This window comes from Agarivorans sp. 2_MG-2023, from assembly GCF_030548085.1.
Taxonomy (GTDB): Bacteria; Pseudomonadota; Gammaproteobacteria; order Enterobacterales; family Celerinatantimonadaceae; genus Agarivorans.
This window is the reverse complement of the sequence record NZ_JAUORQ010000005.1, coordinates 162,346-188,979: the sequence shown is the minus strand read 5'-3', so window position 1 is coordinate 188,979 and position 26,634 is coordinate 162,346. Positions and strand designations below refer to the sequence as shown.

Annotated in this window: 22 protein-coding genes; 15 read left to right on the top strand and 7 right to left on the bottom strand. The window is 45.0% G+C overall.

The features are described 5' to 3' along the window. Positions 1-56: 56 nt before the first annotated feature. Positions 57-575: a TRAP transporter small permease gene (locus tag Q4549_RS09515; protein WP_137673364.1), complete on the top strand. Its 519-nt coding sequence runs from the start codon at positions 57-59 to the stop codon at positions 573-575. 21 nt (positions 576-596) lie between these two features. Continuing rightward, a complete protein-coding gene (locus Q4549_RS09510) occupies positions 597-1,880 on the top strand; it encodes a TRAP transporter large permease (RefSeq protein ID WP_137673365.1) in 1,284 nt (427 codons plus the stop codon). A gap of 62 nt (positions 1,881-1,942) precedes the next feature. On the opposite strand, the gene Q4549_RS09505 is transcribed toward Q4549_RS09510, so the two are convergent. Then, positions 1,943-3,568: an AbgT family transporter gene (locus Q4549_RS09505; protein WP_303553179.1), complete on the bottom strand. Its 1,626-nt coding sequence runs from the start codon at positions 3,566-3,568 to the stop codon at positions 1,943-1,945. Positions 3,569-3,953: 385 nt separating this feature from the next. On the opposite strand from Q4549_RS09505, the gene Q4549_RS09500 reads away from it, so the two are divergent. Continuing rightward, a complete protein-coding gene (locus Q4549_RS09500) occupies positions 3,954-4,361 on the top strand; it encodes a 2TM domain-containing protein (RefSeq protein ID WP_303553178.1) in 408 nt (135 codons plus the stop codon). Positions 4,362-4,564: 203 nt separating this feature from the next. Next, positions 4,565-5,689, top strand: coding sequence for a GGDEF domain-containing protein (locus Q4549_RS09495; protein ID WP_303553177.1), 1,125 nt, complete (start codon positions 4,565-4,567; stop codon positions 5,687-5,689). Here the strand turns inward: Q4549_RS09495 and Q4549_RS09490 are convergent. Further along, a complete protein-coding gene (locus Q4549_RS09490; RefSeq protein ID WP_303553176.1) occupies positions 5,686-7,056 on the bottom strand; it encodes a carboxylesterase in 1,371 nt (456 codons plus the stop codon). The two genes, Q4549_RS09495 and Q4549_RS09490, sit on opposite strands and share 4 nt — an antisense overlap. Positions 7,057-7,135: 79 nt before the next feature. Continuing rightward, positions 7,136-7,882: a helix-turn-helix transcriptional regulator gene (locus Q4549_RS09485; RefSeq protein WP_137673370.1), complete on the bottom strand. Its 747-nt coding sequence runs from the start codon at positions 7,880-7,882 to the stop codon at positions 7,136-7,138. A 113-nt stretch (positions 7,883-7,995) separates the two neighbouring features. Here Q4549_RS09485 and Q4549_RS09480 point away from each other — a divergent pair, with 113 nt between their 5' ends. The 5 genes from Q4549_RS09480 (at position 7,996) to Q4549_RS09460 (ending at position 10,811) form a co-directional block, all read left to right on the top strand. After that, positions 7,996-8,328 (top strand): hypothetical protein, encoded by a 333-nt coding sequence (locus Q4549_RS09480; RefSeq protein WP_303553175.1) that lies wholly within the window; start codon positions 7,996-7,998, stop codon positions 8,326-8,328. Between the two features lie 28 nt (positions 8,329-8,356). Further along, the gene (locus Q4549_RS09475; protein WP_303511616.1) at positions 8,357-9,160 is read left to right on the top strand and encodes a DUF2145 domain-containing protein; all 804 of its coding nucleotides are present in this window, start codon (positions 8,357-8,359) and stop codon (positions 9,158-9,160) included. A gap of 127 nt (positions 9,161-9,287) precedes the next feature. Continuing rightward, complete coding sequence (yiaA, locus tag Q4549_RS09470; protein WP_303511865.1) at positions 9,288-9,737, top strand: inner membrane protein YiaA; 450 nt, start codon at positions 9,288-9,290, stop codon at positions 9,735-9,737. Between the two features lie 78 nt (positions 9,738-9,815). Further along, positions 9,816-10,262 carry an N-acetyltransferase gene (locus Q4549_RS09465; RefSeq protein ID WP_303553174.1) on the top strand — a complete coding sequence of 149 codons (447 nt, stop codon included), beginning with the start codon at positions 9,816-9,818 and terminating at the stop codon, positions 10,260-10,262. A gap of 18 nt (positions 10,263-10,280) precedes the next feature. Further along, complete coding sequence (locus Q4549_RS09460; RefSeq protein ID WP_303553173.1) at positions 10,281-10,811, top strand: DinB family protein; 531 nt, start codon at positions 10,281-10,283, stop codon at positions 10,809-10,811. A 52-nt stretch (positions 10,812-10,863) separates the two neighbouring features. On the opposite strand, the gene Q4549_RS09455 is transcribed toward Q4549_RS09460, so the two are convergent. Then, positions 10,864-13,083, bottom strand: a complete 2,220-nt coding sequence (locus Q4549_RS09455; protein ID WP_303553172.1) for a glycoside hydrolase family 3 N-terminal domain-containing protein — start codon at positions 13,081-13,083, stop codon at positions 10,864-10,866. Positions 13,084-13,645: 562 nt separating this feature from the next. Between Q4549_RS09455 and Q4549_RS09450 the strand changes: the two genes are divergently transcribed. The 5 genes from Q4549_RS09450 to Q4549_RS09430 all read left to right on the top strand — a co-directional run bounded on the left by Q4549_RS09450 (position 13,646) and on the right by Q4549_RS09430 (position 19,467). Next, complete coding sequence (locus Q4549_RS09450; protein WP_303553171.1) at positions 13,646-15,016, top strand: DUF4397 domain-containing protein; 1,371 nt, start codon at positions 13,646-13,648, stop codon at positions 15,014-15,016. 125 nt (positions 15,017-15,141) lie between these two features. Continuing rightward, entirely contained in the window at positions 15,142-15,675 is a 534-nt protein-coding gene (locus Q4549_RS09445; RefSeq protein WP_303511624.1) for a DUF1993 domain-containing protein, read from the top strand. A gap of 159 nt (positions 15,676-15,834) precedes the next feature. Next, positions 15,835-16,272, top strand: coding sequence for a GNAT family N-acetyltransferase (locus tag Q4549_RS09440; RefSeq protein WP_303511626.1), 438 nt, complete (start codon positions 15,835-15,837; stop codon positions 16,270-16,272). A 358-nt stretch (positions 16,273-16,630) separates the two neighbouring features. Continuing rightward, positions 16,631-17,038 (top strand): GNAT family N-acetyltransferase, encoded by a 408-nt coding sequence (locus Q4549_RS09435; RefSeq protein WP_303553170.1) that lies wholly within the window; start codon positions 16,631-16,633, stop codon positions 17,036-17,038. Positions 17,039-17,259: 221 nt separating this feature from the next. Then, entirely contained in the window at positions 17,260-19,467 is a 2,208-nt protein-coding gene (locus Q4549_RS09430) for a multiheme c-type cytochrome (protein ID WP_303553169.1), read from the top strand. Positions 19,468-19,505: 38 nt separating this feature from the next. Here Q4549_RS09430 and Q4549_RS09425 read toward each other — a convergent pair whose 3' ends face one another. After that, positions 19,506-21,212, bottom strand: a complete 1,707-nt coding sequence (locus Q4549_RS09425) for a hypothetical protein (protein WP_303553168.1) — start codon at positions 21,210-21,212, stop codon at positions 19,506-19,508. 373 nt (positions 21,213-21,585) lie between these two features. Here Q4549_RS09425 and Q4549_RS09420 point away from each other — a divergent pair, with 373 nt between their 5' ends. Then, complete coding sequence (locus Q4549_RS09420) at positions 21,586-24,000, top strand: TIM-barrel domain-containing protein (protein ID WP_303553167.1); 2,415 nt, start codon at positions 21,586-21,588, stop codon at positions 23,998-24,000. Positions 24,001-24,055: 55 nt separating this feature from the next. Here Q4549_RS09420 and Q4549_RS09415 read toward each other — a convergent pair whose 3' ends face one another. Then, positions 24,056-24,649 carry a GNAT family N-acetyltransferase gene (locus Q4549_RS09415; protein WP_303511636.1) on the bottom strand — a complete coding sequence of 198 codons (594 nt, stop codon included), beginning with the start codon at positions 24,647-24,649 and terminating at the stop codon, positions 24,056-24,058. 150 nt (positions 24,650-24,799) lie between these two features. Further along, entirely contained in the window at positions 24,800-26,560 is a 1,761-nt protein-coding gene (locus Q4549_RS09410) for an alkaline phosphatase (protein ID WP_303553166.1), read from the bottom strand. Positions 26,561-26,634: the final 74 nt, after the last annotated feature.

Sequence of the window (26,634 nt, the reverse complement as noted above, 5' to 3'; positions counted from 1 at the left end):
CGCCCTCGATATTCTATTGAGGGCGATGTTTTTGTTTAGTCGATGTAGAGGTATTTATGGTTCAGCCTCCTGAGCATTTCAAATTATCCAAATATGACCAATTTCTGGAGATCTTGAGTCGCATTAGCATGTGGATTGCAGGTGTTGCCTTAGTGGTGCTCACCGCTACTTTTGGGTGGCTGGTGTTTGGCCGTTACGTGCTTAACTCAACGCCTACTTGGGTAGAGCAGCTGTCTTTGTTGCTGGTGGTATTGATTGCTTTTCTTGGCGCATCGGTTGGCATTCACAAGAATACCCATTTAGGTGTGTCGTTTTTTCGCGATAAAAGTCCGTTTTGGCTGCAGCAGATCTTTCAGCTTATTTCGCAGCTTTCTTTGGCCATTTTCGGCTGCGTAATGATGGTGAACAGTTATCAGCTCATGCAATTTAAATGGGGTTCAAACATCCCTTTGCTGGGGATCCCGGAAGGGGTGAGGGCGATTCCAATTATGCTCTGTGGCGGCTTGGTCTTGCTTTATTCCATTGGGCATTTAATTCACTTATTTCAACAGGTAAAAGCTGCCTTTAAACGCTAGCGGAAACACAAGGATTTGTTCATGGGTTTATTGATTTTAATGGCGGTGTTTGTAGTTGGAGTGATTATTGGCACGCCAGTGGCTTTTGCTTTAGGCATTGCCGCCGTATCGGCTTTTGCCTTTGAAGGGCTCCCCTTGCTGATTGCGTTTCAGCGAATTACCGCAGGCATTAGTGTGTTCTCTTTAATGGCGATTCCGTTTTTTATTTTTGCTGGCGAGCTGATGTTTCATGGCGGTATTGCCATGCGTTTGGTGCGATTTGCATCTTCGGCTGTGGGCGCTGTGCGTGGTGGTTTAGGCGTGGTAAACGTTATGTCGTCGATGCTGTTTGGTGGGATCTCTGGCTCGGCAGTGGCTGATATTTCAGCCTTGGGTTCTATTCTCATTCCTGTGATGAAAAAGAAGGGCTATGACGAAGATTATGCAGTGAATGTAACGGTAACCTCTTCGATTGCCGGCATCATGATCCCACCTAGCCATAATATGATTTTGTATGCGGTAGCAGCAGGCGGTGGTATTTCCATTTCACAGTTATTTCTGGCTGGGGTAGTACCTGGCGTATTGATGTGTATATGTTTGGCAATAACCGCTTATATTGTTGCGGTAAAGCGGGGTTATGCCGCTGAGACGTTCCCTGGCTTTACTGTGTTATTCACCCATTTTGTGGTGGCTTTACCGGGCTTACTCACCGCGGTGATTATTGTTGGCGGGGTGTTATCAGGGGTATTTACCGTGACCGAATCAGGCGCGTTTGGCACTATTTATGCGCTGGTGGTAACGGTGTTGGTATACCGAGAGCTCACTTGGCAGAAGTTTAAAACTGCGGTGGTTAATTCGGTAAAAACCACCTCTATGGTGATGGTATTGATCGCCTGTGCCGCTGCGTTTGCCTATATGCTGACTTACTTCCAAGTGCCAAGCAAAATGATCGACTTTCTTGGCGGTATTTCTGACAACCCCATCGTGATTATCTTGCTGATTAATGTGATGTTGTTATTGCTGGGCATGGTAATGGACATGGCGGCGCTGATTCTGATTTGCACTCCCATCTTCCTACCGGTGGCTCAGTCATTGGGAATTGACCCATTGCAGTTTGGTATGATCTTGATGATGAATCTAGGCTTAGGCTTGTGTACTCCTCCTGTGGGAGCCTGTTTGTTTGTGGGGTGTGCAGTGGGCAAGGTGCCGATGGAGTCTGCGGTTAAATCTATCTGGCCATTCTATATTGCTATTTTGTTTGCCCTAGTGCTGACTACCTTCATTCCAGCTGTATCACTGGCGCTACCGACTTGGCTAGCGGGTTAGCAGCCTTTCGAAAGTAATAAAAAACGCGCCATATAGGCGCGTTTTTTTATTGCAGGCTTAGTTTACATTACTGGTGGGTAAACGTAGCTAGCGCCTAAGCCTAGTGGGAAACCAAGTGCCCAATAAGCCAATAGGAAAATTGTCCAGAAAATCGCTAAGGCGATCGAATACGGCAACATGGTGGCTACCAAGGTACCAATACCAGTGCCTTTAACGTATTTCTGACAGTACACCACTACTAGTGGAAAGTACGGCATTAGCGGGGTAATAATGTTTGAACTCGAATCACCCACGCGGTAAGCCGCTTGTACTAAGTCTGGTGAGATATTCATCTGCATCAGCATCGGTACTAGTACTGGCGATATAAGTGCCCATTTAGCAGAAGAAGAACCCACAAATAAGTTAATTAGCACCACTAAGGCAATCATTCCTACAATGGTGGCTGGTGCTGCCATACCAATAGCTTGTAAGAAGTTAGCACCTTTCACTGCCATTAATACGCCAATATTTGACTGGCCAAAGGCCCATACAAACATTGAACAGAAAAATGCCATTACAATGTAGTGGCCCATGGTTTCCATGGTTTTAGACATGGCGGCAACGATGTCATCGGTGTTTTTAAAGCTGCCATTTAAGTAGCCAAAAACAACGCCCGGAATAACAAAGAAGATGAAGATAAGCGGCACAATGATTTGCATCATCGGTGAGCTAAAACTGGTTAAAGAGCGCGGTTCAGTACTTTCTTGAAGCATTACCTCACCAGCAGCTGTTGTGACCTCTACCATCTCAGCGGGGGCTCGCAGTGGAGAGTCTGCTGGCAGTGCTGTCGCGATAAGTACGCCAATTAACCCAAGCATAACAAGGCTGGCAACTCTAAAAGCAAAGGTCTCTTTTTTGTTGGTGCTGTGCATGTCTGAGGCAATATCTAAATCTTTAGATATTGGGCTGTTTTTTAGCAAGCGAGGCTCAACAATCTTATCGGTGATGTACCAAATGGTTGCCACAATAGGCAAACATGATGCAGAGGCAAAGAACCAGTTATTGAGCGGGTTTACCATCATTTCAGGATCAGATAACTGGGCTGAGCTTTGGGTAAAGCTTTGCAGTAATGGATCTAAACCTGAAGGAATGAAGTTAGCACAAAAGCCGCCTGATACGCCGGCAAAAGCCGCGGTAATACCGGCAATAGGATGACGACCCATCGCATGGAAAATGACACCAGCTAAGGGAATTACCACCACATAACCTGCGTCGGTAGCAACACTCGAAATAACACCAATCATTACCACCGCTGGGGTGATCATTTTGGCAGGTGTTACTTTCAGCATTGCCTTTAAAGCTGCGTTAATATAGCCAGAGCGTTCAGCTACACCTACACCCAGTACTGCTACTAACACCACGCCTAAAGGAGCAAAACCGGTGAAGATTTTCACCATGCTCGTCATCCAAGTGGTAAGCCACTCGGCACTCAATAGGTTGTTAATAACAATCGTTTCGCTACTACGAGGATCTATTTCAGCGAAGCTTAAGTGAGATAGGCCTGCGGACAACAGCCATACAAAAAACATTAATCCTAGGAATAGCATTGCTGGATCAGGCAGTTTGTTACCAACACGCTCAATGGTGTCTAAAAAGCGTGCGATACCGCCTTTTTTGGGGGCGGCTTCATTGGTAGTGGTAGAACTCATATGTACCTCTAGGTTTAGCTAAACTCTCCGGTTTAGTTAGTTTTGTTGTGGTTAATCACCCAAAGTGATCAAAATATAAACTTATCCAATCAGCTTAGTTAATAAGCCTATGGCTTGCTTTGATGTTAGATAATAAAACCTATTTTACATGTTTTATTGGTTTAATGCTTCGATACTGTTTTCAACCCGGTATATTGCTCTTTAATTTAAGTGATTATATCTACGGCGCTATTGTTAACTGACACTTCACTTTGTGTATCTCTGTTTCACTATTCATCGGAGTGTTTAGCCGCTTATCACGAATTACCCCTTCTAATCGCAGAGCGCCAGTGAGTGATTAGCTAGCGTTTATCCTATCAATAATCACCTAGTGTAGGATGCCACAATGAACAATAGCTACTCACCTCAACAATTAAAGCAAATAATTGCCCTAGGTTTACGCCAGCAACAACACCAGCAAAGCAATGTGAATCAACAAGAACTCTATGAGATTGCTGAGCAATCGGGGTTGAATTCCCAGCAAACTGAGGCTGCGATTAAGCAATGGCAAGCTGGGCAGCAATTACAGCGGCGGCATGATAAGCATTTTCTCGCGTTTAAATTACATGCGATAAGTTATTTATCGATAAGCGTATTGCTGTTTATGATTGACTGGGTAACGGGTGGTGTTTGGTGGTTTTTTTGGCCAATACTGGGCATGGGAATGGGCTTATTAGGCCATGCGTTAAAGTTCATGAAATTGTCGCCAATCGGCGACAGAACGCGGCTTGGCGGGTGTTTTCGACACTTTTAATGCACATAAAGTGAGGGCTTACTGTCAAATTTGTAATTATTTTATAAAGATAGGGTGATTTGTGTTCAGTCATTAATCTGTTTCTAGTAAGCTCCAGCATTCAGTTTTCAAAGTTGATAACAAGCTATCAATTTGAAAAGTGTAAAATTGCTAAGGTAGGAGTTGCCTTAGATTGCGATTGGAAGAATTGCTGGAGTCATGGATTGATTGAACAGATAAAAAAGATGGGCTTTATCCAGCCGCATAATGAAGAACAACATAAATTGCTGCAAGATTTGGCTTTTCCGCAAACTAGGCGTCTCACTTACGTGGTGAGTGTTGTCTATTTGCTGGTGAGTATTTCTCATTTTTTCGTACTAAATAACACCGCCGAAAAACTGATTTTGGTGCCTCTCGGCTTGTTTTCATGCTTAGCTATTTTTGCTACTGCCCGTTATTTACCGCGTTATTTGAATCCTGCAACATCTGCGATGCATTTAGTGGTGGTATTGCTGATGCTGTTAAACACTTTGATGCATATGTATTTAAGTGAAAGTTTATGGCAAAGCAGTACCTTGATGTTGGTGGTTGTCGCTTTAGGCGGCTTTATGGTGGAGCGACGTTTGCTGTTGTTATCACTGTTTAGTGGCTTAGTCATTTGGGCCAGCATGGTGATGCATATGCATCAAGAAACAAAAATAGTAGTGCATTTTGCCTTTGGTTTAGGCATGAGTGTGATGGTATCGCTGCTCTTATTTAGCCACCGAGTGGGGGTGTTTAGCCAGTTGGTAGAGCAACGCAAGCAGTTGCAATATATTGCTGATGTTGACCAGCTAAGTTTGTGTTTACGCCGCCATGCCTTTGATGTGCGTGCGGAAAAATTGCTCAGTAGCAGTGATAAACAGGCGTTTTCGGTACTGTATTGCGATTTAGATTATTTTAAATTGCTGAACGATAGTATGGGGCACTCAGTAGGTGATCAAGCCTTACAGCGCTATGGTAAGTTGTTGCTCGACTTAGCTAAGCCCCATAAGTTAGTCGTTGGAAGAATGGGCGGAGAAGAGTTTGTTTTAGCCGGTTGTATTCGCGAAGATCAAGCCGCCCTATTAGCCGAGCAAATTGTTCACAACTTAGAAGAGTTAATGATTGCTCACCCTGAATCATTAAGCTCTATGTACCTTACCTGTAGCATTGGCGTGGCTAGTTCGACAATTGACCATAATTTTTCCTCGTTATGTAAATATGCCGACCGAGCCTTGTACATTGCCAAACACAGCGGTAGAAACCAGCACCAAGTGCATAATCACTACCAACTGCCTGAAGGCATGAAAATGCCCGTGGAAGCTTAGTTGTTAGCGGTATTTGCTATAAATGTCTTAATACTGGCTAACATTTGCTGATAGTAAGGGTTGTAAGTAATCCGCTGTAAGCTTGGATATTGAGCCAAGTTTGCTTCGGTTTTCTCACCTTTAACCACCTTGGTGCCTTGCTTACACTGTTGATAAAGACTCAAATCGCTAAGGTAATGGCTGCAATTGCGGTAGTAACCCCGCTCCCCGTAATGCGGATTACTTGGCGCATTAATAGTGGCGGTGTGGGCCACGTGCTTAACTGCTGAGCAAGAAGCCGTGGTACATTGCGGTACTTCTACCAAAATGGTTTTGGCCAGCCCTGCGTCTAAATTTGATTCATCACCGTAATATACCAAGTGGTCAGTCTGGTTCGGACGGTGCCACTGGCTAAGTATTTGTAAGCTAGCCTGAGTATTAATGGTTTGGTCGTGCTCGCTCACCACTAATAACATAGGCACTTCAGGTAAGTTGTCGGCCTTATTAATACGCTTGCTAACTTGTTTCATCAATGCGTTCACTTGAGCACCTGCGTTATAAGGAAAGGACTCATATTTAGCAAAATCAACATCCCCTTCTTTATCTAACCAAGTGCTAAACCAATTCACATATTTTGCCATCCAAGCTAGGCCGCTGCTGGCTTCAGAAGCGGGCGACCACAGCATCACACCTTGCACTTGTTCTGCACTATTGGGTTCCATAATCAAGTGATTAAGAATTAGTGCGCCGCCTGTAGAAAAGCCTCCTAAATACACTTCTTGGTAATCTTTAAGAGTGCGTTGAATCGCGTAGTCGGCGGCTTGCTGCCATTGCTGGTGCTTTACTTTGACTAAATCAGAAGGCGCAGTGCCGTGACCAGGCAACAATAAGGTTCTTACATCAAAGCCCTGTTGGTAAAACTGTAACGCCAAGTCATGAAAGTGATAGGGGGAGTCGGTTAAACCGTGGATCAGCAGAACGGCTTTGTTGTTCTCGCCATGACGAAGTTCAAACGGCGCGATCAGTTGGATGACTTTAGGTTTGCCTATCCATTGCTGCTGCTTAGCTAACAACTGGTAACTTTGAGTAGAAATAGGGCAGGCCATCATTGCGCGTGGGTTACGTTGGGCGATCAGTTTTTCGGCGTAGTCTAAGTAACGTTGATAGCTTTGATCCACTGAATAGCTAAAAGGTTTGGGTTTGGAGGCCAGCGCTTGGCGATAGGGCGCTTGTTCTATGTATTGCTCTATCAAGGTTTGCTGAGAGTGGATGTTTACGCAGTCTTCTTGATCTATATTTGCATGCGCTAAAGTGCTGGTGAATAAGAGGCTAAGCACTAAACTTGCTTTGCCTAAGCGTTGCTGCAAAAGAGGTATTAAACACTGCATGATTGTTCCTTAAAGTGTTGTCTTTACTCTGCTGAGTAAAGAGAGTGTATGTGTTAAATATGTTTGTGATGCGTTTTACTTAGGTGAGCTTAGTTTCTCTAGCAAGCTTCTCAAATATAGATATTTCCCAAGGGCGCAAGGCCAACAACAAGCCAGTATGACGACGTTTTTCCAGCGGCAATGAGGCATCTTGCTGATTGAGCGCTGCCGCCTCTTTAGTGAGCTGATTAAGTTTACGACGGATGATTTCAATGGAGCTTTGAGAATAGTGGCCACGTAGGTAAAAGCGAAAGCTGTCTTCGCCACTAAATCGTGAATTCATAAACTCGGTAAGAACAATTTTTTCCATAAAACGCTCTAAAGGCCCGTTAGAAATCCACCTGAAATCTTGAGCAATAAGCAGTTTATAGGCGTTATTTGGCAGTAGTTGAATCATATTGAGTTTATCTAAGCGAGCCATTAAGCGAATGCACTCATGCTCGCTGATCTCATAACGCTGGATAATTTCTTTAAAGGTCCATGAGTCTCGTACACATACCGCGACTAAAAACAGCTTGTGGTCGTCTATTAGCTCCTGCTCTTGCTCGTGGCTTAAATGAGTGAGCTTTTCTTTCTCTTGGTCGGCCAGCAAAAATAAATCAATCAGGTTGAGCTCTACAATGTGGCACATCTCTTCCAGTCGCTCTAGCGAAAAGCTATTGGTAGAGAACATTCGCTTAATGTTGGCTTCGCTCATATTAAGTCGTTGGGCTATGTCTTTATAGGTTAAACCTTGCTGGCGAAAAACTTGCTTCAGGGTGTCGCGGATCTGCTTTAACTGGCTCATGGTATACAAATACTATACTTAGTGTTTATTCATAATAAACATAATACAAGGTCGTTTACACCCAAATCCCTGAACTTTATGGTTAATGCGAACTTAACCAAGAGGGAAATATTATGAAATTATGGAAATCACTGTTCATCACATCTCTAGCGCTTTCTAGCATGAATGTAGCTGCGATTGAATCAGGCGAACATGCAAGTCAGGGAGCTAAATATTCCGCTTTAGGTGCTTCAAATGGTGGCCAAGCTTTAGTCGAGGTGGCTGCAACGGCGGTTGCTATTCCAATGACTATAGTTGGTTTACCTGTGGGCTTATCTGTTATAAATGCGGGTTTTAGTGAAGCCGGACTTATATCTGCTGCGAGTGGGATCGGAGTTGTAGGTTCTGTAAATGAAGTATCACCTTTCGTAATTGGCGAAGAAATCATCATTGGTTCATCAAACTAGTTTCTGAAAATAAGCAGGGAGCAACACCATGAAAATATTAAAAGGATTAATCTTCGCGTCTATTACTTTGCTTAGCGCGACTTGTTACGCAGGCAGCGCACCAGCTGAAGAGGCCAAACATCAGCCAGAGGCAATTGCGAAGTTCTCTAAAGATGTAGAAAAATATGCTGCGGCTCAGCGTGCCAATGTATTTATTATTGGCCGCGTAGGGCGGCCACAAAAAGACTTACCTAAAGGGATTCAATTTACCCATACCGCCTTAGCGGTTTACTCAAGCATCACTTTGGATTCGGGTGAAACCACTAATGGTTACGCTATTTACAACCTCTATCAAAACCAAGGTGACTTGGGCCATAGTAGTTTAGTCACCGACCATCCTGTAGATTTTTTCTGGGGAGCGGATAGTTTAAAAGCCGGAATCATTATTCCTAAAAAAGAGGTTCAAGCAGGGCTATTGGCGTTGATTAACAATGGCGGTAATCATGTGGTGCACAATGCCAACTATTCGGTGTTAGCTAACCCATATAATAGCCAATACCAAAATTGTACCGAGCATACTTTAGATATGCTAAATGCGGCAATTTTTGATACTACCGACAAAGAAGAACTGAAATGGTTGGCAAAATCTGACTTTAATTCTCAACCAATTAAGATAAATCGCTTTAAGTTATTTATGGGAGGTTTATTCCTTGATGAAGTGACGACTAAAGACCACACTGGCAAGCCGCACACGGCCACTTTTACTAGCATTGCACGCTACTTAAAAGAGAAAGACCTCATTGAGCACTCGGTAGTGCTATACCAACACGATGCTTATAAACCTTTACTGTAATGTTGTTGATAAAAATTTTAATTAGCCAGTTAAGGAATAGCATATGAAACAATCGTTAAGTGATATAGAGTATATTAATCAGCAAGATAGCGGAACGTTTTACACAAACTTAAGGAATAAGACCGAGATGAAATCAGCACAGTTACCTAAACCAACCTCAGCCTTTGTTGGCGCGTCATGGGCGGCTTTATTCTTAGGCGCAGGGGCTTACCTTATAGGCTTGTGGAATGCCGACATGCAATTAAACGAAAAAGGCTATTATTTCACCTTATTACTATTTGGACTGTTTTCTTCGGTATCGCTACAAAAGTCTGTAAGAGACAAGTTAGAAGGGATCAAAGTAACCGCCATCTACTATGGTTTAAGCTGGTTTTCTTTGGCTGCTTCGGTTGGTTTGTTAGCGATAGGCTTATTTAATGCGACCTTAGCGTTAAGTGAAAAAGGTTTCTATGCTATGGCTTTCAGTTTGTGTTTGTTTGCGGCTATCGCGGTACAAAAGAATACCCGTGATATGGCTTACTTTGAAGATGAAGACAGCGCGCCAAGCTTTGATAGCGAATCGACAGATGAAGCGTAAATAGGTTGCTAGCTAATAAGGTTATTATTGGCTAGCGTTAAACATTGCCATAAGGCTTCAGTAAAAGGATTTTAGCCGATGTCAGTGACCATTGTTAAAGCAGGACTCGAGCAACTGGACGCAGTTGCTGAGCTTTTTAATCAATACCGAATGTTCTACCAGCAAGCCGACGATCTCGTGCTTGCCACGCATTTTATTAAACAGCGCATGCAAGCCCAGCAATCAACTATTTTACTCGCACAGTCTTTACAGCAAGCGTTTGGTTTTACTCAGCTATACCCAAGCTTTTCATCAACCCAAGCGAAGCCGATATTGATACTTAACGATTTGTTTGTGAGTGAATCAGCACGTGGACAAGGTTTTGCTCGGCAATTAATGGATGCAGCCAAGCAACACGCTTTAGAGGTAGGTGTGGTGAGTATCGAGTTAGCCACTGCCCATAACAACCATAAGGCGCAAGCATTGTATGAGAGTTCGGGTTATCAAAGAGACAGTGAATTCCTGCATTATGAGCTGAATGTATAGTTGCTGAAATAGAGAGTGATGATGAAGCAAAGTTTTGAATTAATGGCGCAATATAATCAAATGATGAATCGCCAACTGTACCACTGTGCTGCTCAGCTAAGTGATGAGCAACTAAAACAAGACAGGCAAGCGTTCTTCGGCTCTATATTTGGCACCTTAAATCATATTCTGGTGGGAGATACGCTCTGGTTGCAGCGGTTTGCTGCTCACCCTAGCGGATTTAGTAGCTTGGATAAGGTTAAAGCTCTTGCCACTCCCAAGCTCTTAGATGAGATTATTCATGATAATTTCGCTGCGTTAAGTGAGGCGAGAAATGCCATGGATGCTGCGATAGTAGAATTTAGCACGCAGCTAACAGAACAAGACTTAAGCCAGCCGTTAAGCTACGTAAGCAGTAAAGGTCTCTCTCATCAAAAACACTTTGGCTTGTTAGTGCAGCACTTTTTCAATCACCAAACCCATCACCGTGGTCAGCTGAGCACTTTACTGTCGCAAAGCGGGCTGTATATAGGAATAAGCGATTTGTTAGTGCATATTCCCGAGCTATAAAAAAAGCCCCTTAGCTAAACTTAAGAGGCTTTACATGCTGGTTGTTACGCGCTTATTCCACGCGGAAGTTGGCGCTTAGTAAATCATCTGCTTTAGAAGATGCACCAACAAATACTTTAAACTCGCCCGGTTCTACCACTTTCTCTAACTTGGCATTGATTAAGGCTAAGTCACTATACGGCACGCTAAATTCAACTCGACGAGTCTCACCTGCGGCTAATTCTACGCGTTCAAAACCACGTAACTGCAGCACCGGTACCGTGACCGAAGCAGCGCTATCGTGAATATATAACTGAGCAATCTCTAGCCCAGTACGTTGGCTTACATTACTAATGTTTACCGATACTTTTAGGGCTTCACCTTTGGCTAAGTCATCACTGGCAGGTAGTTGAGGATTAGCTACGCTTAAGTCGCTGTAGCTAAATTCACTATAACTCTTACCTTCGCCAAAGCTAAACAGTGGCAATGCTGGCATATCAATGTAGCGCTCTTGATTGTTGGTTCTTTCAGATAAACGCGCGTGCCAGCCTTCGTATTTGTTGTAGTAAACCGGCGATTGACCAACATGCTCTGGGAAACTAATGGTGAGTTTACCGCTAGGGTTTAGCTCGCCAAACAGTAATTCGCTTAGGGCTTGGCCACCTTTAGCGCCTGGGTTAAAGGCGCAAACTATCGCGTCAGCATGTTGTTTTACCCAGCCAATAGTTAGTGGCTTAGAGGCCATAAATACCACGATTAACGGTTTACCGGTGGCTTTAACGGCTTCCAACATGGCTTGCTGATGACCACTTAAATCTAAGTCCGCGCGGTCGTGGAACTCACCATGTTGACTTAAGGTATCTCCTACACAGGCAACAACTATGTCGCTGTTGCTGGCGGCGTCTGCAGCTGCCAGTATTTCTTCAAAGTCTGGTTCGGCTGGCGCAGCGCCGCGCACATAGTTTAGTTCACAACGGCCGGCGTCAGCTTCAGCTTGTAAGCCTTGGCGCAGGGTAATGGCATCTTTTTGGTGGTAACTGTCATCAGCTGCACCCGCTTGCATAGAACCAAACGACCAATCGCCAAGTTGCGCCACTACGTCGTCGGCATTGGCGCCACACAAAAGAATCTTAGGTTTATTGTCGCTTGATAACGGTAAAACACCCTCATTTTTTAGTAGTGTTAGAGATTGGCGGCTAGCTTCTAATGCTTCGTGCCAGTGAGCTGGATTACCAAGAATTTGGTCTTTCTTGCTGAGATCGGTGTAGCGGTGTTCATCAAACAAACCGAGTTCAAACTTGTACTTGAGAATGCGCGACACGGCGTCGTTGATAAAGGCGATATCTAGTTCACCATCGGCCACTAAATCTATTGCGTGCTGGTAAAACGACGGTGTGGTCATGATCATGTCATTACCCGATTCCACCGCAATTTTGGCGGCGTGGCGTAGGTCAACGGCTACCCGTTGTTTGTCGTGCAATGAGCCAATATTGTCCCAGTCAGTAACAATAAAACCGTCCATGCCCCATTGGTTTTTAGGCACTTCGCGAAGTAGCCAGCTATTGGCGCTACACGGCACACCGTCAATGGCTTGGTAACCCACCATTAACGTAGCAACCTTGGCTTCTTTCACGGCTTTTTCGAAGGGTGGCAAAAATAACGATAGTAACTTACGAGGCGATACTTCCGCTTCATAAGCGTCGCGGCCACCAGTGGCTTCGCCATAGGCAACGTAGTGTTTCGCACAGGCTAAAATGGTGTCGGTTGAGGCCAGTGTATCACCTTGATAACCGTATACTGCAGCGGCGGCGAGCTCGCCAATTAACCATGGATCTTCACCAAAGGTTTCGTTTACTCGGCCCCAGCGGCTATCACGCCCCACACAAAGCACTGGTGAAAAAGTCCAATGTAAACCGCAAGCACGAGTTTCTACGGCAGTAACATGGGCCATGCTTTGGCTTAGTTGTTTGCTCCAAGCACTAGATAAAGCGAGTTGAGTTGGGAATACCGTACCGTTGTTCTCAAAGCAGTGACCATGGATAGCGTCGATACCAAAAATCAGTGGAATACCCAAGCGGGTTTTTTCTGCACGGGCCTGTAACTCTGCCACCACGTTGCCAGTACAGTGCAAATAGCTACCGACATTCCAGTCTTCCAACTTACCCAAGTTCTCCGGCATGTTGGCCGGTAACTGCAGCATTTGCCCTACTTTTTCTTCAACAGTCATTAGAGATAATAAATTCTCGACACGCTCAGCGGTGCTAAGAGACGGGTTAGTATACGGCTGCGACATACTGCAGTTCCTCTGGTTAACGAGTAGTGGAATTAATTGGATGCTAAGTAAGCCACTTTTGCTGGCAACAACTTGCAGTGCAATCTTAATGATATGATGTCTATCTTAGATAAAATTGAGCATGAAATAATTAAAAGTAAGCGGTTTCATGAGAGTTGCTCACACTTTTGCGCTCTAGCTAACGTTCAGGGATAAAAGAGAGTGCTATTTGGTAAAATGAAAAGATCTCGAACATAGTTAAATTAGCAACAGCAAGCTGCTCACACGCTCGTGAATTGGGGACTTAGCAAAGGCTGTTTATCGCTAAGCTACAGGCTGTTTTTGTATTCGAGGTATTACTAAAGGAAACGATTTATCCCCTAACCTTGAGTGGTTCTATCTGCTGAAGATTAACTAATGAATTCATTGGCTTGGCAGTATTCTAGCGTCACTAATTCCATTATTTGTATGATGTTTTGTGTTTGAAGAATATCAAATTAGTTAACTCTTTCTTGTGATCCTATTTCTTAAAGCCCTCGTTTTTAGTGCTGATACCACTACAGAGATACTTAAGGAAAAGAACATGAAACTTACCATAGGTCTACTAATTAGCTCGGCAGTTCTACTCACTGCATGCGGCAGTGACGATGTAACTCCTGGCACCAATGAATCCGACGATACTGCTATGTCATCAGTTAGGGTGACTCATGCTAGCGCCGATGCTCCGATGGTTGAAGTGAAAGCCAACGGTGAAACCTTTGCCGGACTCAGCATGGTCGATTATCGCCAAGGCAGCGCTTGGGTGTCGGTGGCTTCAGGTAGTTATGATATTAGCGTTGACGCCATTTTACCGGGTGATAATGCTGAAGTGATAGCTGCAAATCTGGAGTTTTCACCAGACATGCAATACGACATTATTGCCCTAAACAACGCGGCGTCTTTAGAGCCAGTGGTGTTAAGTCGCAGCCATGAAGCTATTGATTCAGGCAGTGTGCGAATAGATGTATTACATGGTCATCCGGGGGTTGGAGGGGTAGATGTTTACCTTACAACTGCAGCTGAGATCACCAGTGAAGCAGCAGCTATTACTAATCTAGAGTTCAAAGTAGACAGTGCAGACCTACCGGTAACCGTACCTGCTGATACTTACCGCATTCGCATTACTGTAACTGGCGATAAAACCGTGGTGTTCGATAGTGGCGAGGTGGCGCTAGCAGGGGGATCAGACCTGATGTTAACCGCGGTGCCTAATGTTGATACTGGTGCTGCTTCACCGGTGAATCTATTATTGGCCGACGGCTCGGCAGTAAGCGTAGTGCGTGATATGGATGCCACAAGCCATGTACGAGCAGTGCACGCGGTAGATGATGCCCCAATGGTTGATGTACTCGCCAGTGGTACTCCAGTAAGCGGTTTTACCGGGATCTCTTTCAAAGATTTTCAATCGGGTAATCTACCTGCTGACACTTACGACCTAAGTGTTGCAGCCAGCGCTGATAATAGCTTGGTGGTTATCGATGCCCCTGGAGTAATGCTAGAGGCCGGTGCCGAAACCAGTATTTACGCTGTTGGCAAACTTAACGCTATTACCGACAATACTATTGAACCTTTGGTGATTGCCGAAGACTTACGCTCGGTAGCGCTTTACTCAAAAATTCGCGTGGTACATGCGAGCCCTACTGCTGGTGGTTTAGGTTTGGTAGACATTCATGCTTCAACAGACGGCAACTTTAGCGCCGATACGGCGGTATTATCGGGTGTCGACTTTAAAGGCAACGCTGTTTTGAATGTACCAGGCGGTAGTTATACCTTCGCGGTTATTTTAGCTAGCGACATGTCTTACACGCCAGCGGTATCTAGCATGGCGACGGTAGAAAATGGTGCGGTATACTCTGCAGTGGCTACTGATGATTTCTCAGGGTTAGTGTTAAACGTAGATACTATGGCTCCATAAGTAATCCTTGTTCATTTATATAAAGAGGCCTCAGGCCTCTTTTTTTTTGCTGTAAAGGCCTCGCGCTAGTAACTCACCACAATGCATATTAAGCTGGTTTTTTTGTCAAAGGATTGAGTTTAATCATGTCTGAAATAAACCTATATCACGCAAGTGTTCCGGTGTTTATTCGCTATCTAAATCAAATTGAATTGCTGCTGGATAAAGCCAAATGTTTTGCCAAATTACAATCGATGGAAGAAGCGACTTTGTTAGCTGCTGGTTTGGCCGACAATATGTTTCCTTTGGGTCAGCAATTAAGCACCGCCATTGGCTTTTCTCTGAGAGCATGCTGCCCGTTAGCAAGGCAAGACATAAAAAACTATCATCCTGAGAGTGTTAGCTACGATAACTTGCATAAGCAGATTAGAGAGACCCGTTGTTATCTTGAACAATTGCGCCCCGAACAGTTTGAGGGTGCTGAAGCGTTATCGATAGCCACTACGGCCGGGTTTGCTGAGTTAGAATTAACTGCTGGTGAATACTTACAAGCATATATGTTGCCTAACTTCTTTTTTCATTACTCGATGTGTTACGCCATTTTACGAAAAATGGACTGTCCGCTAAGTAAACAAGATTTTGATGGATTTCATCAATATCCGATGGGTTTTAGCTTTTAAAAACAATTACTTTCTCGCTATTTAGTCATTTAAAATAACAAGGCTAATGATAATTTCGACTGTGTAAAAAATCCCAGCTAAAACCTTGTGTTAGCGAGATACAATCGGTAAATTATTTGCAGTAAGCTGTAGTTTAGCAGGGTTGGGGGAGGTAATTTAATGCATCCAGAATATTATATAAGTACTAATAAAGCTGAATTAGATGTAGATCTTATTCACCAAGTACTCTTTCAATCTTATTGGGCAAAAGGCATTCCTAAAGCCACTGTTGAACAATCCATTGAGCACTCTTTGTGTTTTGCAGTTTACGACTTTAGCAAGCAGCAAGTTGGTTTTGCTCGGGTGATCAGTGACTACAGTACATTTGGATATTTAGCCGATGTATTTGTATTGGAAGAGCATCAAGGTAAGGGCTTAGCTAAAGCTTTAATGCATCGAATTATGGCGCATCCAAAGTTGCAAGGGATCCGCCGGTTTAAACTTGCGACTCAAGATGCTCATTCCTTATACGAGCAATTTGGCTTTACCGAATTGGCTCACCCTGAAATTCATATGGAACGATGGCAGCCTAACTTCTATCTACTTCCTAAAGGGTAGTTTTTCTTCGATTTCTAATAAGAATAGTTAGCGCTAGTCGGCTTATTTGCTATCAATATTAAAGTGTCTAAATCCCTGCTTGCTAAAGCTGACTTTAACAACCCAACTCACACTTTTCCTTATCTCTGGTTGTTTACTTTTCTAGACTCTATCCCTGCGAACCGTAGCTTAAGCCAGTAGTAACAGGCTTAATAACCAATTGTTGCCAAATTGTTACATTTGGCCGCCGCAAAGTTACCAAACGTTACCCGTCTTCACTTGAGTGTTTTCTAGCCAAAGCCTAGGTTTATTGGGTTTAGCCTTCTGGCTGACACCATAAGTTGTAATGCTGAATTCAAGGGATGAGGAGAACTTTACAATGGAACAGGGCTATTACGTTGCTACTGACAAAAAGCAGTTAGATGTAAGCATGATTCACCAAGTATTGGTGCGCAGCTATTGGTCGAGAGGGATCTCTAAAGCAGCGGTTAAAACCGCTATCGATAACTCAATGTGCTTTGCTGCTTTTAACTTAAACCAGCAACAAGTGGCCTTTGCGCGGGTGGTGTCTGATTACGCCACAGTGGCCTATTTAGCCGATGTGTTTGTGTTAGAGGAGCATCAAGGTAAAGGACTGGCTAAAGCCATGATGCACCGCATTATGGGTCATCCCCAACTGCAAACTATTCGTCGTTTTAAGCTTGCCAGTAAAGGTGCCCATGAACTTTACCGCGCTTTCGGTTTTAACCAACTCGCAGAACCACAGATCCACTTGGAGCGTTGTTGAAGCCTAAGTCTTCTGGCTGTAGGTGTTAGTTTATGTTTTATAAGCCATTGTGCCGCGCTCTAGTTCAAGCTTGCTACACTTTTAAATTAAGTGTGGTGAGATAGTTTGTGGTAGTTACTTAGTCTTATCGCCGTTTAAGTAGTTTTATGTGCTTTAAATTGTGGTGAGCAATGTTTCGAATTAAACGACTTCTTTTGGGTCTTCAAGTTCTAGCTTCTAGCATGATGTGCTCAGCGTTATTCGCAGCCGAATGGGTGGGCACGAGTAGCTGTATTAGCTGCCATCAAGATCAGTATCAGCAGTGGCAGGGCTCTGATCATGATATGGCGATGCGCCATGCTAATGAAGACGCAGTGTTGGGTAATTTTGCTGATGCTCGCTTAAGCTTTGCGGGCAAAAGCATGCGGTTTTTCCGTAAAGCTGAGCAGTATTGGGTGACTATTGAAGGCCCAAATGGACAGCTACAAGACTATAAAATTAGCTATACCTTTGGTTATTACCCCTTGCAGCAATACATGGTGGAATTTGCCGATGGGCGAGTTCAGCTTATTCCCTATGCGTGGGATTCTCGCCCTGTAGAACAAGGTGGCCAACGTTGGTTTCATTTGTATCCAAAGATGCAAAAAACCGATGAGTTTTATTGGACCAATGCCGGACAAAGCTGGAACTACATGTGTGCAGACTGTCATTCAAGTCAGCTGCAAAAGGGCTATGACATTAGCAGCAATACCTACAATACCACTTGGTTTGAAATAAACGTTGGCTGTGAAGCTTGCCACGGCCCAGCAAGTGAGCATTTAAAATGGGCCCAGCAAGTAGAGTTAAACCCGCAGCATTCAGCTCAACAAAGCGGCTTTGACCGCAGCTTACAGCAAGAGGTGAGCGAATGGGTTTATCAAGAGGGGCTGTCTACTCTGCAGGCTGGTAAGCGCCAAGCAAGTCAGCAAGTTAAAGTATGTGCTCAGTGCCATAGCCGCCGAATCCAAATTAGCCAGGCCAACAATCATGTCACAGGAAGCTTATTAGATCGTTACCAGCCGAGTTTAATTAGTGCCGATTTATACCATGACGATGGGCAAATTTATGATGAAGTGTATGTTTGGGGGTCATTCAAGCAATCAAAAATGCATCAAGCAGGCGTGAGTTGCAGTAATTGCCATAATCCCCACACAACTGAATTGAAAATGGACGAACAAGCACTCTGCATGCAGTGCCATATAGCTGCTGAATACAGTGAGGACAAACACAGCTTTCATGCTGCAGGAACAGATGCCGCAAAATGCACCACATGTCATATGCCTGCCACTACCTATATGCAGGTGGATCCACGACGCGATCATAGTTGGCAAATTCCGCGGCCGGATCTTAGTCAGTCCACTGGAGTACCAAACGTATGTACGATCTGTCACACCGATAAAAATGCGGTTTGGGCAGAGCAAAAATTAAGGCAGTGGTTTCCTGATTCAGCGTCTACGCAAGAACAACATTTCGCTAAGGCATTTTATCTTGCCGACCAAGGCTTACGCAGCGCCGAGCAAGCTTTAGCCTCGATTGCTCAAGATCGTCATCAAAGTCCCATTATTAGGGCTTCTGCGGTACAGCGTTTAGCTGGCTTTCCTGGGTCCAAGGGAGTGATTGCAATTGCCAATGCAGTGACTAGTGAGAATTCGTTAGCGCGTTTGGGGGCGGTGCACGCTACTGAACATTACCCCGCTGCCGAGCGCTGGCGCTTATTGGAGCCTTTACTAAGCGATGCGACTTTGGCAGTGCGTAGCCAAGCGGCGGTGGCATTGGTCAAAGATTGGCAAGGCTTGAGCATAGTGCAACAGCAGCAGTTACAAGGGCCGCTTGAAGAGTATATTGCTATTCAGCAATACAATGCTGACCGTGGTTTTGCTTTAAGCAATCTAGCAGGTGTGTATTTAGCGCAGGGTCAGTTTAAAAAGGCTGAGCAACTCTACCTACAAGCAATAGAGTTAGAGCCTTATTTTGCTAATAGCTATGTGAATTTGGCGGATATGTACCGCGCCACTCAGCAAGAAGAAAAAGCCTTTGCTATGTTAGCGCAAGGCATTAAAGGCCAACCCAAAAGTGCGGCTTTGCTGTATAGCGCGGGTTTGAGTTTATTGCGGCAAAAGCAAGTGGCGCAGGCTAGCCAGTACTTTTTGTTAGCCATTGAACGTGAACCGAGTAATAGCCATTTTTGGTATGTTTATGGCTTGTCTTTAGAGTCTTTAGACATAAGCAAAGCCCAGCAAGCCTTAAGCTGGGCTTATGATACGAGTCGGAATCCCCAGCACTTATACGCCTTGTGTGAAATGAAAGTGCGGCACAAAGATGCAAAAGCAAAATTATGTATTTTGCAGCTGCAGGCTTTAGCTCCACCGGATGTTATTAAGAGACTCAATCTAGAGTTGAATAGGCAATAAAAAAGGCGCTCTAGAGCGCCTTTCGAAAGCTTTATTACTTACAGTGATTTAGTGTAAGTAGTAATAAAGCTAGGCTGACCACCCTGTACGAAGGCAGTAGAGGTTAATACACCTTGGTCCCAGTTTTTACCTGCTGCAACATAACTCCATTGTTCAATCTTTGGTGATTGACACAATTGTCCCTCAATCACTTCGTCGTCATCACACCAACGAACTGACGAGTTAAGTTGAGCTAAGGTCGCTTTGCTTGTTTGGCCAGCATTTACGCCAAACCACCAAAAGGCCATGTTGGCTAGCTCAGCGTAGGAAACCGTTTCGTCCATATCTTCAAGTATGCAATCTCCGCCTTGCTGAGTATGCAACTCTTTGCCTACCACGCGAATATCACTTGCGCCAAACTGATAGCTGAGTTGACCGGTTAAGCTACAGCCTGCGATATTGGTTTCAGCTAACCAGGTACCGCTAAAATCTATATAGCGTTCGCCATTGTCTACGTTTGGATTAACCAAATAGCTGTATGAAGTAGATGCGCTTTTTCTTAGCTGATTGCCTGCACCGTCAAGGGTAACTTCAATGGTTTGGTCGGTGTAAATTCCGGTCGCATTGTCGTAGCTGGTGCTATAGGTTTGTTGCTTAAGCTCGCCATCGTCTTCAAACTCGCTTTGACCTAAAGCGGTTAAGTTTGCTTGGCTACAGTTTTGCTCGTTCATACACGCAAATAAGCCACCAAAACTGGCCACTTCTGCATAATCAATTGCTTCATCTTCGGTGTTAATTTGGCTTGGATCTTTAACCACTAATTGAAAGCCAGGTTCAATCGCGAAGTCTTCTGCAGAGTAAGTGTTTGAATCTGCGTTAAAACACTCTGGAGTGTTGTTATTTACGGTAAATTCGCCGCCGTTTAGTTCACAAGCAATGAACTCTTTGGCCCATTGTGAGCTATAACGCTGGTCAGACGTTCCAGCTTTAATGACCAATGCATTGCTGGCTAAATGCAGCACCTCAGAGCTTATTCCGAAGCTGGCATTTTTGAATGCTTCATCGGGAATTGTTCGGTCCATGTGTACGTTTTTATATAGCGTTGAGTTATTGCCGTACTGGCCGTTCATAACCACTTCAGATAAACGTAAGTATTCGCCGCTGCCTTTACTAAAGGCATCAATTACATCGCTATCGCCACGTTCAATGCCATCTAGTGATTCATTTAAATGCTCGGCGGCTTCTTCTTCGCTTACCCACTCACTGGCTTCCACTTCTTCAAGTAATGCATCTGCAGAATTAAGGTTGTTTAGCTTCACTTGCTTGAGTGCGATAAGGGTATCGCTGTCGGCTGCTGGCTTAGCAATATCGTCTGGAATAACGATGCTGCCGGTACTGGCATCATCTAACGATTGTAGTATTCGTGCTAAGTTCATTGCAGAGTCGGTATCAGCGGTGACTTCAAAGGGAGAGACAACGCTACGGTAAGAGCTATTTCCGATGAACATGCCATTTTCGCCGCCCAAATAAAATGACACTACATCACCAGGTTCAACCTCAAAGGTACCTTCAGCGTTAGTGTAGCCACTTAAACCACTGGGAGAGGCTTTATAGAATAAACCTTCTACGGCGGCATCAATAAAGGTGCCGTTTACTGGATCTGTAGTTGGAGGGGGTTGATTGCCGTTATCGCTACTGCTTCCACCGCACGCGCTTAACGCTAACGTTACCAAGGCACTGCTGCCTAGTACTGCAAACTTATTCATAATGTTTCACAATCCTTTATATTATTATGACAGTAATTACTGTTGTTTTGAGTGGGGAATGTGTTTTATTTAGCGCGTAAAGTAAAATTATATTTTTATCAACAAACTCTGTAAAAGATGGCTGAGACGTCAAGTAGCAGAGTATTTATTCTATTAATTTTTCAGCATTAAAATATTGTGCTGTTCGCTGTGAATTGAGTTTGGCTTGTTGAAGGAGCAAGTGACGAAGGTAACTTCGGCTGTTTTTGATGGCAATTTGAAGCCCTTAATTTGCGGAGTCACATTTTTACAAGATGCTGATTAATTTAGTTATTAAGGAATTTGTTTACTGTTAAGGTCTGCTAGTTATTAGGCCTTTATTGAAGGAACAAATATGAAGATGGGCTTACACCTTTCGGCGAGACTAGCCACTGCTTTGGTATTGGCAATAAGCGGTGTTGCGGCTCAGGCTGCAGAGGCAATTTGGCAAAGCAAGGTATTAGACGAGCATACCGTTGTTCTCTCGGCTGGCGATGCCGCACTCAGCCAGTTTGAGCCAAGCTTAATGTTAGCGGCTTCGCACATCGACACCCAGACTTTATCGCCTATTGTTGATGCTGTTTCTAGCCCTTGGTATTCGCTTAGCTTAAACGCGAATGGCCGTTGTTTATCGCTAACAGATGCCGCTCATGCAAAGCAGGCGCTCAGCGAACTGTGTATTGAATCCACCACCAATCAACGATGGAAGCTAAGCCTAAGTAAGGGCGGTATTCAGCAGGTGTATGGATTAGGCCAGCAGCATAATACTCATGGCGAAGCCGATGGCGATTGGCTGGGGCGCAAACGCCTACCGGGTAGCCGAATGGGAAATGCCATGGTTTACCAAGGTGAAGGTGCTGTGGGCAATACTCAAATACCCATTATGTATTTACTGGGTGAGGGTAAACAAAACATTGCTTTGTTTTTTGATCATATTCAACCGCTAGTTTTTGACTTTACCAAGCAGCCTTATCAGATTCAGGGTAAGGGCCAGCGCGCGCGAATTATTGTTATTGCTGGTGATAACCTCGCTGCTCTGAGAGCCCGCTATTTAACGCTAACGGGCAAACCGCCGGTGCCGCCTAAGGCGATGTTTGGTTTGTGGTTATCTGAATACGGCTTCGATAACTGGCAAGAGTTAGACGATAAGCTGGCTACGTTACAGCAAGCTAAGTTCCCCTTGTCGGGCGTGGTGATGGATTTACAGTGGTTCGGTGGAATACGCGAAAACTCTAATCATACGCAAATGGGGTCACTCACTTGGGATGAAAAAAACTTCCCCGATCCCAAGCAAAAAATTGCCGACTTAAAACAACGCGGCATTAGCGTGATGGCCATAGAGGAGCCGTATATCGGCGGTGCGCTTAATGAGTTTCAGTCGCTAGCGCACGCTGGCGCATTGGCCCGCAGTTGCCCTCCACCTTGCATGACACCTGCCAAAATCAAGGAAAACCCCTGGTGGGGCAAGGGTGGCATGCTGGATTTTTCTAGCGAAAAAGGTGCGGAATTTTGGCATGACTACCGCCGTGAAGCCTTGATTGACGACGGCATTATTGCCCATTGGACAGATCTCGGAGAACCCGAGCTTTATCATCGAAAAGCCTGGTATGCAGGGGTGAAAATTGATGGTGAGCTAAAACATGATCATCAAAGCGTGCATAACCTTTATAACTTGCTGTGGAGCCGCAGTATTTACCAAGGGTATTTGCGCAATCAACGCAATCAGCGGCCGTTTATTATGAGTCGTTCCGGCACTGCCGGTAGCCAAGCATACGGCGTGGCCATGTGGTCGGGTGATATTGGAGTAAATTTAGCCAATTTACGTAGCCATTTTAATGCCCAAATGCACATGAGTTTGTCGGGTATTGATTACTTCGGCTCAGATATTGGCGGTTTTCATGGTACGCCTTGGGACGAGCAATATACTCAGTGGTTAGCAGCGGCCTTGTTTACCGACTTACCGGTGCGCCCGCACACCCAAAATTTGTGTAACTGCAAAGAAACTGCACCAGACAGGATTGGCGATACTGCCAGCAACTTGTTTAATGTTCAGCAGCGCTATGCCCTAAATCCTTATTATTACACCTTGGCTCATCGAGCATGGCGCAACGGCACCGCAGTGGTTGCTCCGCTAGTTTATGGCTACCAAGAAGATGTTAAGGTCAGAACCAATGGTTCAATGAAGTTGGTGGGTGACGCTATGCTGGTGGCCTTAGAGGCGAAAGATAATGCTAAGCATACCCAAGCCTATTTGCCACAGGGTCTTTGGTATGACTACCGTAGCCAACAAATGCTAAACAGTGGTGGTGAGTATTATAAGCAGCCTTTATACATTGATGGTGTATACCGTTTGCCGCTATTCGTAAAAGCTGGAGCTGTGATTCCTCGAGCTAATGAAGATGAAACCATTGATCTGTTGGTAGTGCTTGATGAGCATGGCCACGCTAGGGGCGAGTTGATTGAAGATGATGGGGAGTCTATTGCTTATCAACAGCAGCAGTGGCAACTCACAGAGTTTAGCGCGCAGACTCATCAGCAGCACATTGGTATACAGCTATCAGCCGTTAAAGGTAGCTATGCTAAGGCCTCAAAACATAAGGCTTATCAGGTGGAACTAGCCAATATTCCCCCACAAACAGTGGTTAAAAATGTGAGTTTTGAGGGGGAGAAAGTCACTCAATGGCAGCAGCATGGGCATCGATTAACCCTTGGCATGCAAAGCATTGATGTGGAACAAGGTGGTGAATGGTTGGTGGAGTTTGCCGAGTAATCAATAATAAAACGCACAGTGAAGTCGGCTGTGCGCTTTTTGTTATTAGCCTGACTTAAGCTTGAGCCGGACGTAACATAAACCAGTAAGGAAAGTTGTCACTTTTCGATAGCACTTCAAAGCCTCTACGCTCAAAAGTGAGTACCACTTTTTCGCTAGAGGCTACAACGAAACAGGCTTTATTATCAGCATCTGCTAAGTCGGTGACTTGCTTAATTAACGCACCGGCTAGACCTTTCCCTCCGGCAGAAGGCCCAACGCCTAAACCCCATAGCCAATAGCAATCTTGGTTAACTGGGCCAGTAAGCATTTGCTCAGAAATGTCTTTGGCTAGTTCCAGTTTTCCGGCACCCATCATGCGCGCCACAATAGCCCAAGCTTCCATTTTTTGCAGTACATCGGGCTGGTGTTTGCCCGGTGGCACCATAATCACGCAGCCTTCATGATCTGCGGTAGTAAATACCGTCCCTTGCTTCATTCCCCATTCACCCAGAGCAAAGCGCCAATAGCTATCATGAGCGTAGTCAGCCATTTCATCACTCCGAAGTGCCGCTTGCATGGCTTCGTTGTTGGCGTAGGCGGCGATAAACATTTCGCTTAAGGCTGGAATATCACTGTAGTTGGCCGTTATTAAGGTGGGGCTAGACATCGTAAGATCCTTCTTATGAGTAAGACACTAGAATACTCAGGCTAGTCGAAACTTACGCCTTAAACAACTGCATGGAGTGTGGGGAGTGACAAAGGGCAAAAATAACTCCAGTTTATACTGGAGTTATTACTGCGCTGGTGACAACGAGTATTAGTTTAAGCTTACTGCAGGGGCTCCCGCAGAGCTGGTTGCACTTGCTCGTCGGCTGCCGAGCTCTTGATAGTTGGTGGACAAAATAGTGTCCACAAAATACCAATCGGCTTTGGCGCTTTGCTGGGTAAAAGTCACGGTTAAAAAGCCGCGATTGAGAATATTCATGTATTTTAAACCGTCAATCAAAGACACAATACCTGCTTCGGCAGCGGGTGCTGCGGTGGCATCTATGCCTAAGTAGTATTCTAAGCCCGGTGAGCTTACCGATGAGGTGGCAAACTCAACACCCACCACCTGGCCGCTTTGCTCAGCAAGCTCACTAGCCCAAGCGTTATGTGTATCACCAGCAAGTACCACTAGGTTTTTGCCTTGCGCTTTAAAGCTTTGGAGTAAGATTTCACGCTCGTTTGCATAGCCATCCCAAGCGTCTAGGTTGTAGGGTACCTTTGGTAATTGCAGCTGAGCGATGACTTCGGGCGTTAACTTATCTTGGTTGGCAGCTAAATAACTTAGTTCATCAGCGGTGAGCGTAGGATCAGCTGCTTGAGCGCGGCCAGCCAACTGAGCTAAGGCACCCAACTCTGCGTATTGCTGAATCGACATGAGGTTAAGTGCTACTGCGCCCGGTAGGTACATTTCGCCCATCAATACTTGTTGGCCAAGTACCTGCCAGCGACCGCTGGCGTTGCTGACGCTGTTTTGCAACCACTGTAACTGCTCTGCACCTAACATGCTGCGATTAGGGTCGTTTTGGTCTGCATGAAAAGCGGCATCGTTAAAACTACCGGTGCTTGAATCGACATAATCAGCAATATTTAGTTGCTTGTCTCGAGCAATAACGCGGGTATCTAACATATGTAAATTAACTAAGTCGCCAAACTTAAAACTGCGGTAAATTTCTTGATGGTTACCCTCAGACCAAGGGCGAATAGGCAGCCACTCAAAGTAAGCTTGTAGGGCATCGTTTCTACGCTGCTCAAAGTCACCTTCGCCTGCTTGGTGATTCTCTGCGCCATCGCGCCAAGTATCATTAGCAATTTCGTGATCGTCCCATACAGTGATAAATGGCACCATGGCATGCAGTTTTTGTAAACTGCTATCACCATGGTATTGGGCGTAGCGCGTGCGGTAGTCGTCTAAACTAAACAACTCGCCTTCAGGCAATACTTGGCGATTGAGTTGTTCGGCTTGTTCGCTGGCATATCCGCCACGTGGGTATTCATAAATGTAATCGCCGAGGTGCAATACCGCGTCTATATCTTCATGCTGAGTGGCTAAATCATAAACATTGAAATAGCCTGCAGGATAATTAGAACAAGACATCACAGCCAGTTTCACAGAGGCTGGCGAGCCTTGTACTAGGGTTTTGGTTTTACCTATGGCTGACAGGGTGCCAGCGCTGATAAAGCGATAGTAATAGTGTTGACCGGCTTCTAAACCAATGGCGTCTACTTTAACTGTATAGTCGCGGCTGGCGTTGGTGGTGGTATTGCCATTACTAATAATATTGGCAAAGTCTATATCTGTTGCAATTTCCCATGCCACCTTAATGTTACCAGTGCGGGCGGGCGTTACGCGTGTCCATAAGATGACCGCATCAGCTAAGGGGTCGCCACTGGCTACGCCGTGGGTAAACTCAACAGAGATCTCTGGCTCGATGGCGCTGCCGCATCCCATTAGGCCATAAGACACCACCGCTGCACCTGCACCTTTGGCAGACATGATTAAAAAATCTCGACGTGAAATTGGACTCGCCATTACAACTCCCTCGGTAAATAAAACTGGTCAGATATCTAAAGAGGGAGAGTGTGTGCAGAGAAGATGACAACTTA